The organism is Sphingobium sp. Leaf26 (assembly GCF_001421665.1).
Lineage (GTDB): Bacteria > Pseudomonadota > Alphaproteobacteria > Sphingomonadales > Sphingomonadaceae > Sphingobium.
The window spans coordinates 76,021-85,468 of sequence record NZ_LMKV01000006.1; the positions used below are offsets into that span (position 1 = coordinate 76,021).

The window sequence follows — 9,448 nt, forward strand, 5'->3', positions numbered from 1 at the left end:
GCCGGGACAGTGACAGCTTGGTTGCAGCGGCAGGCGCGCGCGTTTTTTCTGAACGACCGGGGCGCCATGATCGTCATGGCGCCCCGGTCGATCGAACGTCACGCCGCGGCGCGACGTTCCTTCAGTTCCTCGTTGAGCATTTCGGCCAGCAGGAAAGCCAGTTCCAGGCTCTGCGCCGCGTTCAGACGCGGGTCGCAATGGGTGTGGTACCGGTCCGCCAGCCCCTCGTCGGTGATGGCGATGGCGCCGCCGGTGCATTCCGTCACATTCTGCCCGGTCATTTCGGCATGGATGCCGCCGCCGAAGCTGCCCTCGGCGCGGTGCACGGCGAAGAAGCCGCGCACTTCGGCCAGGATGCGGTCGAACGGCCGCGTCTTGTAGCCATTGGCCGCCTTGACGACGTTGCCGTGCATCGGGTCGCAGGACCAGATGACCGGATGGCCTTCGCGCAGCACCGCCCGCACCAGCTTGGGCAGACCAGCCTCGATCTTGTCATGGCCATAGCGGGTGATGAGCGTGATGCGCCCGGCTTCCCGCTTGGGGTTCAGCGTGTCGAGCAGGCGCAACAACCCGTCCGGCTCCAGCGAAGGGCCGCATTTCAGGCCGATCGGATTGCCGATGCCGCGCAGATATTCGACATGGGCCGACCCCTCGAACCGGGTACGGTCGCCGATCCACAGCATGTGCGCCGACGTGTCGTACCAGTCGCCGGTCAGGCTGTCCTGACGGGTCAGCGCCTGTTCGAATGGTAGCAGGAGCGCCTCATGGCTGGTGTAGAAGCTCGTCGCGCCAAGCTGGGGCACGGTTTCCGCATCCAGGCCGCAGGCGCGCATGAAGTCGAGCGCCTGACCGATCTGGTCCGCCATCTGTTCGAACTTCGCGGCCCATGGGCTGCGACCCATGAAATCGAGCATCCAGCCATGGACGCGATCGAGCGACGCATAGCCGCCGGTCGAGAAGGCGCGCACCAGGTTGAGCGTCGCCGCCGACTGGTTATAGGCCTGCACCATGCGCTGCGGGTTCGGTTCGCGGGCTTCAGGCGTGAAGGCGATGTCGTTGACATTGTCGCCGCGATAGCTGGGCAGTTCCACGCCACCGATCGTCTCGGTATCGGCCGAACGGGGCTTGGCGAACTGGCCGGCCATGCGGCCGACCTTCACCACCGGCAGCTTCGACGCAAAGGTAAGGACCACCGCCATCTGGAGCAGCACGCGGAACGTGTCGCGGATGTTGTTCGGATGGAACTCGGCAAAGCTTTCCGCACAGTCGCCGCCCTGCAACAGGAAAGCGTCGCCGGTCACGACCTTGGCCAGGTCCGCCTTCAGATTTCGTGCCTCGCCCGCAAAGACGAGGGGCGGAAACTGGCCAAGCTGGGCCTCTACCGACGCCAGGGCGTCCGCATCCCGATAAAAGGGCATCTGAATGCCCTTTTGGCTCCGCCAGCTATCCGGCGTCCACTTCGCCGCCACGTCGAGTCTCCTTCACACGAGATAAAATAGGGGCCGCCCCTACGCTTGTACGGGGGGCAAGGCAAGAATGTACCAGTTAGGTCATGGCCACGCGCAATGAATTGTCGCGATCAGGCTGATCGACCGGCTCTATTTTCGCTTCGCGGTGAAGGCGAACGTCACCGCCACCTGCGGAGCCAGTCCGTTGCTGCTGTCGCCATTGCCCACGCCAAAGGGTGCGCGGGCGATGGTGGCGCTGCCGGAGACTTTCCGGTTGGCGTCCTTGCCCGACAGGGTGAAGCGGATGCTCTGCGGCTTCGACACGCCCTTGAGCGTCAGCGTACCGCGCGCGCGATAGCTGTTCGGGCCGGTGGCTTCCGCGCCCTTGGCGGTGAAGGTCGCGGTCGGATGAGCGGCGACTCCGAAAAACTCGTCGCCCGGCAGCATGCCGTCCTTGTACGCATCGCCGACGCTGGCCGAGGCCATGTCGATCGTCACCTTGATATCGGCGCTGTCGGGATGGTCCGGGTCCATGACGATGGCGGCGGTCCATTTGGCGAAGTTGCCGCTGATCATGTCGCCATCATTGCCGACCGAAAAGCCGATGCGGCCGCCGGGTTGCACCGTCCAGGCGGGCGGCGGACCGGCGGGTTCTTCCGTAACGCCCTCGCTGGCGTTGGCGGCGGCATTGCCGGCCGGCGCGGCGACGTTGGCGGCTTGCGCGACATTGCTTTCCGCTTCGACTGCATTGTCCGCTTCCAATGCGACAGGTGCAGGTGCAGGGGCAGCGGCCTGTGGCGCGGGCAGGATCGCACGGCCGGCGAGGAAGCCGACGGCGATCAGCGCGGGCAGGCCGACCAGCAGGACCGGCGAGCGCCCCGGTATCATGCGCCAGATCAGGCCATCGCGCATCAGCACATGATGGCGCAGCGCACCCGCGACATGGAGCAGGAACAGCGCGATGCCGATCCAGGCGAGCAGGCCGTGCCCGTTTTCGGCCAGCGCGTGGCTCGCCGCCGGCAGCGGCAGATGGGGCAGGGGCAGGACGCCGAACAGCAGGGTCGGCACCTTGACCTTTGCCGTGGACACCAGCGCCCAGCCGCTCAGCGGCGCGCCGAGCATGAAGGCATAGAGGCCGACATGCACGCCCGACGCCAGCGCGCCCTGCCAGCCGCCCTCCAGCTTGGCCGGGCGCGGTTTCCAGTAACGCACCGCGATACGGGCGAGGGTCAGCGCCAGGATCAGCATCCCGACCGACTTGTGCCACTGATAGAGGACGAAGCCATGCGACCCCAGATCCTCCAGCGCCCACCCCACGGCGATCTGAAAGGCGAGCAGGGCTGCGATGGCCCAATGGAGGAAGATGGCGGCCCGGCTATAGCGTTGCATGGTCATTTCCCTTGCGCATCGACACCGCCGGTCCGATCGACCGTTTCAGGTGATGCGCATCCCTGTTATCATATCGGTCGCGAAACTAGTGGTCCGATTCTGACATTTGCAGACCCATCCCCGCCGCCAAGGGATGCAAATGTCAAAATCAATCCACTAGGATGGTGACCGGACTAAGTCCATCGGTCGTGCCGGAAACGCTTCGTTGCCACATGGCCGCCCTATGTGTCCAAAAGGCCGCACCGGCGTCACTTTTTGCGGGTATGATTGCATCACCCGCCATCCGGGCTAAGAGGCTAAGGCACGATCATATAAGGAATTGCAGGACATGGCCAAACCCGAATCCTGGCGTCTGAACCCGCAAGCCTATCGCTTCGTGACCAGCATCGACACGCGGTTCCAGGATCTGGATACCATGGGCCATATCAACAATGTGGCGATTTCCGGCATTTTCGAAACCGCGCGCATCCGCTTCCATCACCATATGGGCCGCCATCCGCAGGAACAGGGCGTGCGCTGGCTGGTGGCGAACGTGAACCTGAACTTCGTCGAGGAATCGCATTTCCCCTACCCGTTCGAGGTGCATTGCGCGATCGGCCATATCGGCCGCACGAGCTGGACGATCAGCTCGGCCGGTTTCCAGAAGGGCGTATGCGTCGCCACCTGCGACACCACGGTCGTCACCCATGGCGCCGAAGGTCGCCGGTCGATCGACGAGACGCTGCGCGAGGCGATGGAACTGAATTTTTTGCGCCAGCCGGACTAACAGGCTGGTCTGATTCAGCGGAATCCGGCCATGCGCCGGCTCCACTGCACCGCGATGACCGCGCCCTTGACCGGCTGGATCATCGCCACGGCCAACAGGATCGCAAGGGCAGGCCAGATCAGCGCCTGCCAACCGAGCGGAATGGCGAGCGCCGCATTCACCTCGATCATCAGCGGCACCAATATATGCCCCAGGAGCAGAATCACGATATAGGCGGGGAAATCGTCCGCCTGATGCCCGTCCAGCGTCAGCCCGCAAGTCGGGCAGGCCGGCGCAGGTTTCAGGAAGCGTGCAAACATCCGCCCTTCGCCGCAGGCCGGGCACCGGCCGCGCAGCCCATGGCCGATGGCGGGACCGACCGGGCGGTCACCGGAACTGTCATCGCGGGGCGTGGGATCGGTCATGGCCCGTCCGCTACGGGCTTTGATGGTGCGGCGCAACGTCCCATCGCCGCCATATCGCCTTCCGCTGATCGTAAAGTCTGTTAGGAAGCGCCATGCGCCTGCCCGGACCCCAAGAAGAATTTTGCCTGTTCGACGATGCGCGCGCGCGCGGCGCGCCAGCGCGCCTCTATCGCGATCCGGTGGCGGTCATCGTTGCGCACAGCATGGCGCAGGTTCAACCGGCGCTGGACCGGCTGGCGGAGGCGCGCGAGCAGGGGCTGCATGTCGCCGGCTACATGACCTATGAAGCCGGCCTGGCGCTGGAGGATCGGCTCGCGCCGCTTGCCCGGCGCCATGACGAAAAGGGCGCCCCGCTGCTCTGGTTCGGCCTGTTCGAAGGGGTGCGGCTGATCCCGCCCGCAGACCTGCCCGGCCTGTTGCCCGATCCGTCGGGCGCGACGGTCGGCCCGTTGCAGCCGCTGGTCGATGAAGCCGCCTATGCGACCGCCTTCGCCCAGGTGCAGGACTATATCCGCGCCGGCGACATTTATCAGGTGAACCTGACCTTCCCCTGCGATGTGCCGCTGTCGGGTGATCCGCTGGCCCTTTACGCGGCGATTCGGCCGCGCGCGGCGGCGGGCTATGGCGGCGTCATCCGCACGGGCGGACGATCCATCCTGTCCTTTTCGCCCGAACTCTTCTTCACCCAGGTGCGCGGCCAATTGACCGCCCGCCCGATGAAGGGCACCGCGACCCGCGCCGCCGATCCGACCGAGGATGAAGCGCAGATGCGCTGGCTGGAAAGCGATGCCAAGCAGCGCGCCGAAAATCTGATGATCGTGGACCTGTTGCGCAACGACCTGTCGCGCGTGTCGCAGGCCGGCAGCGTGACCGTGCCCGACCTGTTCAAGGTCGAAACCTATCCGACCGTGCATCAACTGGTGTCGACCGTGCGCGCGCGCATCCTGCCCGGCCTGTCGCCGGTGGACGTGCTGCGCATCCTCTTCCCCTGCGGGTCCATCACCGGCGCGCCCAAGGTGCGGGCGATGGAGATCATCGACGCGGTTGAGCCGCACCCGCGCGGCTTCTATACTGGCACGATGGGCTGGATCGACCCGGAGGGCGACGCGGCCTTCAATGTTGCCATCCGCACCCTTTCGATCGAAGAGGGAGCGGGCATGGGGCGGCTTGGCCTTGGGTCCGGCGTCGTCGCGGATTCGGACTGCGCCGCCGAATGGGCGGAATGTCTGGCCAAGGGGCGCTTTCTTTCACGCCTATGACCCTGGGGGCGCTTGACTTTTGGCGCTGCGGGCATTGAGACGTTTCCATGGCATTGGCTGACGGACGGTTCGACCTTTTGGAAACCATGGCTTTCGACCCGCTCGAAGGCATCAGGTTGCTGGAACTGCATCTTGAACGGATCAAGGCGAGCGCGGATGCGCTCGGCTTCCAGTTCGATCGCCATGATGTGCGCAACGAATTGCAGGCCGCGACCTTCCGCCTGCGCGAACGCAGCCGGGTTCGGCTGATGGCGTCGCGCAGCGGGTCGCTGGCGATCGAGGTGCGCGCACATCGGTCCTGGCCCGACGCGATCATGCGGGTCGCCGCCGTGCCCCGTCACGCGCCGCCAGATGATCTGCGCCTGCTGCACAAAAGCACGGACCGCAGCCTCTACAAGGATGCGCTGAAGCGCGGCGGCACCTATGAGGTCGTATTGATCGACGCGGCCGGCTATCTGACCGAAGGCTGCTTCTCCTCCATCTTCGTGGAGCGTGGCGACAAGCTGGTCACGCCGCCACTCTCGCGCGGCCTGTTGCCCGGCATATTGCGTCGCAGCCTGATCGAGATGGGCGAAGCGGTGGAGGGCGACCTGCGCGTCCATGATCTGGAGCGCGGCTTCTTCATCGGCAATGCCGCGCGCGGCATGGTCGCGGCGACTTTGGCGCGATAGACACGCTATCCTGCCGTAAAGCCAATTAGCGCCATCTGGCCGGTTGCCCGATCGTCCGTTGCGCACTAAGGGACGCCGCGTCCGCTTTTGTTGCGGGCCTTGGGGATTCTATATTTTTTTGGTGCGCGATTTGCGAGTCAGCGGGCAGTTCCGCCCGCTTCGAAATCGTTCTGGAGAGAGTTTATTACCATGAGCCAGACTTCCGCCGCCTTGGGTCGCATCCAGCCGTCCGCCACGCTCGCCATGAGCGCCCGCGTGAACGCGCTCAAAGCCGAAGGCGTGGACGTTATTGGCCTGTCCGCCGGCGAACCCGATTTCGACACGCCCGACTTCGTCAAGGAAGCGGGCATCGCCGCGATCCGCAACAACCTGACCCGCTACACCGATGTGGACGGCACCGCCGACGTCAAGGAAGCGGTCGCCTTCAAGTTCAAGCGCGACAATGGCCTGCTCTACAAGCGCAGCCAGATCAGCGTGAACTCCGGCGGCAAGCACACCCTGTTCAACGCGCTGGTCGCGACCGTCGATGCGGGCGATGAGGTCATCATCCCGGCGCCTTACTGGGTCAGCTATCCCGACATCGTGAATTTCGCCGGCGGCAAGCCGGTCTTCATCGAAGGCCCGGCAAGCCAGGGCTACAAGATCACGCCCGCCCAGTTGGAAGCCGCGATAACCCCGCGCACCAAATGGGTGATGCTCAATTCGCCGTCCAATCCTTCGGGCGCGGCCTATTCGGCCGATGAGTTGAAGGCGCTGGCCGACGTGCTGCTGCGCCATCCCCATGTGCTGGTGATGACCGACGACATGTATGAGCATGTCTGGTACGCCTCGTCCCCCTTCGCCACCATCGCGCAGGTCTGCCCGGAACTCTATGACCGCACGCTGACGGTCAATGGCTGTTCCAAGGCTTTCTCGATGACAGGCTGGCGCATCGGCTTTGCCGGCGGCCCGGAATGGATCATCAAGGCGATGAGCAAGCTTCAGTCGCAATCGACCAGCAACCCCTGCTCGATCAGCCAGGCGGCCGCCGTCGCCGCGCTGACCGGCCCGCAGGATTTTCTGGAAGAGCGCAACAGCGTGTTCCGTAAGCGCCGCGACATGGTCGTGGCCATGCTGAACGATGCGCCGGGCCTCGACTGCCCCACGCCCGAAGGCGCCTTCTACGTCTATCCCGACGCCAGTGGCGTGATCGGCAAGACCACGCCCAAGGGCGTGCTGATCGACAGCGACGAAAGGCTGATCGGCTATTTCCTGGACGAAGCCAAGGTCGCCGCCGTACATGGTGCCGCCTTCGGCCTGTCGCCGGCCTTCCGCATCAGCTATGCGACCTCGGACGAGGTGTTGAAGAAGGCGTGCACGCGCATCCAGGAAGCCTGCGCCGCGCTGAAATAAGCCCTCGCCCCTTCGCTTTTGCGGCACAGGAAGGACCGGCGTGAAAGCGCCGGTTTTTTCCGATCTGTCATAAAATGGAAACGGTCTTTTTCGCGTTGCGGCGTCTTGCGATTGACGCGGCATGGTCTATATGCCCGTTGCATAGAGAAACCTATTAAACGACAGCATCCATTCGTCGTTCTATGGCTGGCATTGGTCGAAACCCCTTCCGGGGCAGCCGACCGTTCAGTCAGGGGCAAGGCGCATGGAGATAGTCGGCAGACCCAGACGGTCTGAACAATATTTGAGAAAGGCGTCTGCCATGTTGGCATTCCTGAAGTCCGACCTGTTTCTGCGCTTCCTGGGCGGGTTCGCGATCGGCGTAGTGGGCATGTTCATGCTCCAGCCGGAGGATTCTCCGGTACTCGGTTCGACCGCGATTGCGGCGACCACGACCACGACTGCCGGTAGCGGTGCGTCGCTCTGACCGCCTTTTCCTGATTGCTCTGGCGGCGCTGGCCGTCGCCACCCCCGTGCGCGCCGAACGCGCCGTCCTCGCGCCCGTCCCGACCATTGATGCCGCGCCGACGCGCGCGCTGGAAACGGCTGTCTTCGCCGGCGGCTGCTATTGGGGCGTGGAGGGCGTGTTTTCCCACGTCAAAGGTGTCCAACTCGCTGTCTCCGGCTTTGCTGGCGGCCCGCGCGATCGTCGCGTCGATTATGCGGCGGTCAGCGAAGGCGACACCGGCTATGCCGAATCGGTGCGCGTCACCTATGACCCGCAACAGGTCAGCTATGGCACGCTGCTGCGTATCTTCTTCTCGGTCGTGGCCGATCCCACGACGCTGAATTACCAGACGCCCGACCATGGCACCCAATATCGCAGCGCGCTGTTTCCACTGAACGACGATCAGGCGAAAGCGGCCAGCGCCTATCTGGCGCAACTGGGCAAGAGTGGCCTTTGGCAGGGAGCGATCGTGACGAAGGTGGAGCGGTTCACCGGCTTTCAGGACGCAGCCCGCGACCATCAGGATTTCATGCGGAAAAATCCCCGCCATCCCTACATCATGCGCTGGGACGCGCCCAAGCTGGCGGCGTTCAAGGCGATGTTCCCGACCTATTATCGCGACTCACCGTCGGCCTGATCGCCTTGTCATCACGCCGCCAGCGCCTACCTGCCATCCATCATCATGGGAGCATCAGATGCGCGACACGCACAGCCGTACAATCCTCTCCACCCTGACCGATGACGGGCGGCTGATCGTAGAATTGGCGGAGGAAAGCCTGCCACCGCCGCAGGGGCATGAGATCATGATCCGGGTCGAGGCTGCGCCGATCAATCCCTCGGACCTGGGGCTGCTGTTCGGTCCGGCCGATGTCGCCGATGCAGACTATGGCGACGGGCGAATCGTCGCCCGCATGCCTGACGCAGCCTGCCGCGCGATGGCTGCGCGCTTGGGGCAGGCGATGCCGGTCGGCAATGAAGGGGCGGGTACGGTCATCGCCGCTGGCGCCGCCGTCGAAGCGCAGGCGCTGCTGGGCAAGCGCGTGGCCTGCGTGCCCGGTGGCATGTTCGCTCAATATCGCACCGTCGACGCCCGATCGGTCATGCTGCTGCCGGACGATGCCACGGCCGAGCAGGGCGCGTCTGCTTTCGTCAACCCGCTGACCGCGCTGGGCTTTGTCGAGACGATGCGCCGCGACGGGCATAGCGCGATCGTCCACACCGCCGCCGCCTCCAATCTCGGCCAGATGCTGGTCCGCATCACGCAGGAGGATGGCGTCCCGCTGGTCAACGTGGTGCGCAACCCGGCGCAGGTCGCGCTGTTGAAGGGCGTCGGTGCCGAACATGTGGTCGATAGCAGCAGCGACACGTTCGGCGAGGATCTGCGCGCGGCGTTGCGGGCTACCGGGGCGACGCTGGCCTTCGATGCGATCGGCGGCGGCACGCTGGTCGGGCAGATATTGCACGCGATGGAGCAAGTGGCGTCGGAGGGGAAGGACTATAGCCGCTATGGCTCCAATGTTGTCTAATTGATATTCGCATCGCGGTTCCTTTTTACCCGTGCCCGATTGCCAAAGGTTGTCTTCGAGGTCGTCGGACAGCTGGGAGAGCTTAACGTCCGGGCCTCATAGATCG

The 9,448-nt window shown here is 64.7% G+C and carries 9 protein-coding genes and 1 pseudogene; 7 read left to right on the forward strand and 3 right to left on the reverse strand.

Going from position 1 to position 9,448, the window contains the following annotated elements; translation table 11 throughout:
* Window positions 1-98: 98 nt before the first annotated feature.
* Both ASE85_RS07615 and ASE85_RS07620 read right to left on the reverse strand, forming a co-directional pair.
* A complete protein-coding gene (locus tag ASE85_RS07615) occupies window positions 99-1,469 on the reverse strand; it encodes a class II 3-deoxy-7-phosphoheptulonate synthase (protein WP_056686079.1) in 1,371 nt (456 codons plus the stop codon).
* A 129-nt stretch (window positions 1,470-1,598) separates the two neighbouring features.
* The gene (locus ASE85_RS07620) at window positions 1,599-2,837 is read right to left on the reverse strand and encodes a YceI family protein (RefSeq protein WP_056686127.1); all 1,239 of its coding nucleotides are present in this window, start codon (window positions 2,835-2,837) and stop codon (window positions 1,599-1,601) included.
* Between the two features lie 328 nt (window positions 2,838-3,165).
* Between ASE85_RS07620 and ASE85_RS07625 the strand changes: the two genes are divergently transcribed.
* A complete protein-coding gene (locus ASE85_RS07625; RefSeq protein WP_056686130.1) occupies window positions 3,166-3,603 on the forward strand; it encodes an acyl-CoA thioesterase in 438 nt (145 codons plus the stop codon).
* Window positions 3,604-3,617: 14 nt separating this feature from the next.
* Here the strand turns inward: ASE85_RS07625 and ASE85_RS07630 are convergent, their stop codons facing one another.
* The gene (locus tag ASE85_RS07630) at window positions 3,618-4,007 is read right to left on the reverse strand and encodes a DUF983 domain-containing protein (RefSeq protein ID WP_056686082.1); all 390 of its coding nucleotides are present in this window, start codon (window positions 4,005-4,007) and stop codon (window positions 3,618-3,620) included.
* 92 nt (window positions 4,008-4,099) lie between these two features.
* On the opposite strand from ASE85_RS07630, the gene pabB reads away from it, so the two are divergent.
* The 6 genes and pseudogenes from pabB to ASE85_RS07655 form a co-directional block, all read left to right on the forward strand.
* A complete protein-coding gene (pabB, locus tag ASE85_RS07635; protein ID WP_056686085.1) occupies window positions 4,100-5,266 on the forward strand; it encodes an aminodeoxychorismate synthase component I in 1,167 nt (388 codons plus the stop codon).
* 47 nt (window positions 5,267-5,313) lie between these two features.
* Complete coding sequence (locus ASE85_RS07640; RefSeq protein ID WP_056686088.1) at window positions 5,314-5,937, forward strand: aminotransferase class IV; 624 nt, start codon at window positions 5,314-5,316, stop codon at window positions 5,935-5,937.
* Between the two features lie 189 nt (window positions 5,938-6,126).
* Window positions 6,127-7,329, forward strand: coding sequence for a pyridoxal phosphate-dependent aminotransferase (locus tag ASE85_RS07645; protein ID WP_056686091.1), 1,203 nt, complete (start codon window positions 6,127-6,129; stop codon window positions 7,327-7,329).
* Window positions 7,330-7,630: 301 nt separating this feature from the next.
* Window positions 7,631-7,795, forward strand: a complete 165-nt coding sequence (locus tag ASE85_RS23485; RefSeq protein ID WP_200928324.1) for a hypothetical protein — start codon at window positions 7,631-7,633, stop codon at window positions 7,793-7,795.
* A complete protein-coding gene (msrA, locus tag ASE85_RS07650) occupies window positions 7,782-8,453 on the forward strand; it encodes a peptide-methionine (S)-S-oxide reductase MsrA (protein ID WP_056686094.1) in 672 nt (223 codons plus the stop codon). Before ASE85_RS23485 ends, msrA begins: the two co-directional genes overlap by 14 nt.
* Window positions 8,454-8,511: 58 nt before the next feature.
* A pseudogene (locus tag ASE85_RS07655) lies at window positions 8,512-9,333 on the forward strand (alcohol dehydrogenase catalytic domain-containing protein); the annotation flags it as partial.
* Window positions 9,334-9,448: the final 115 nt, after the last annotated feature.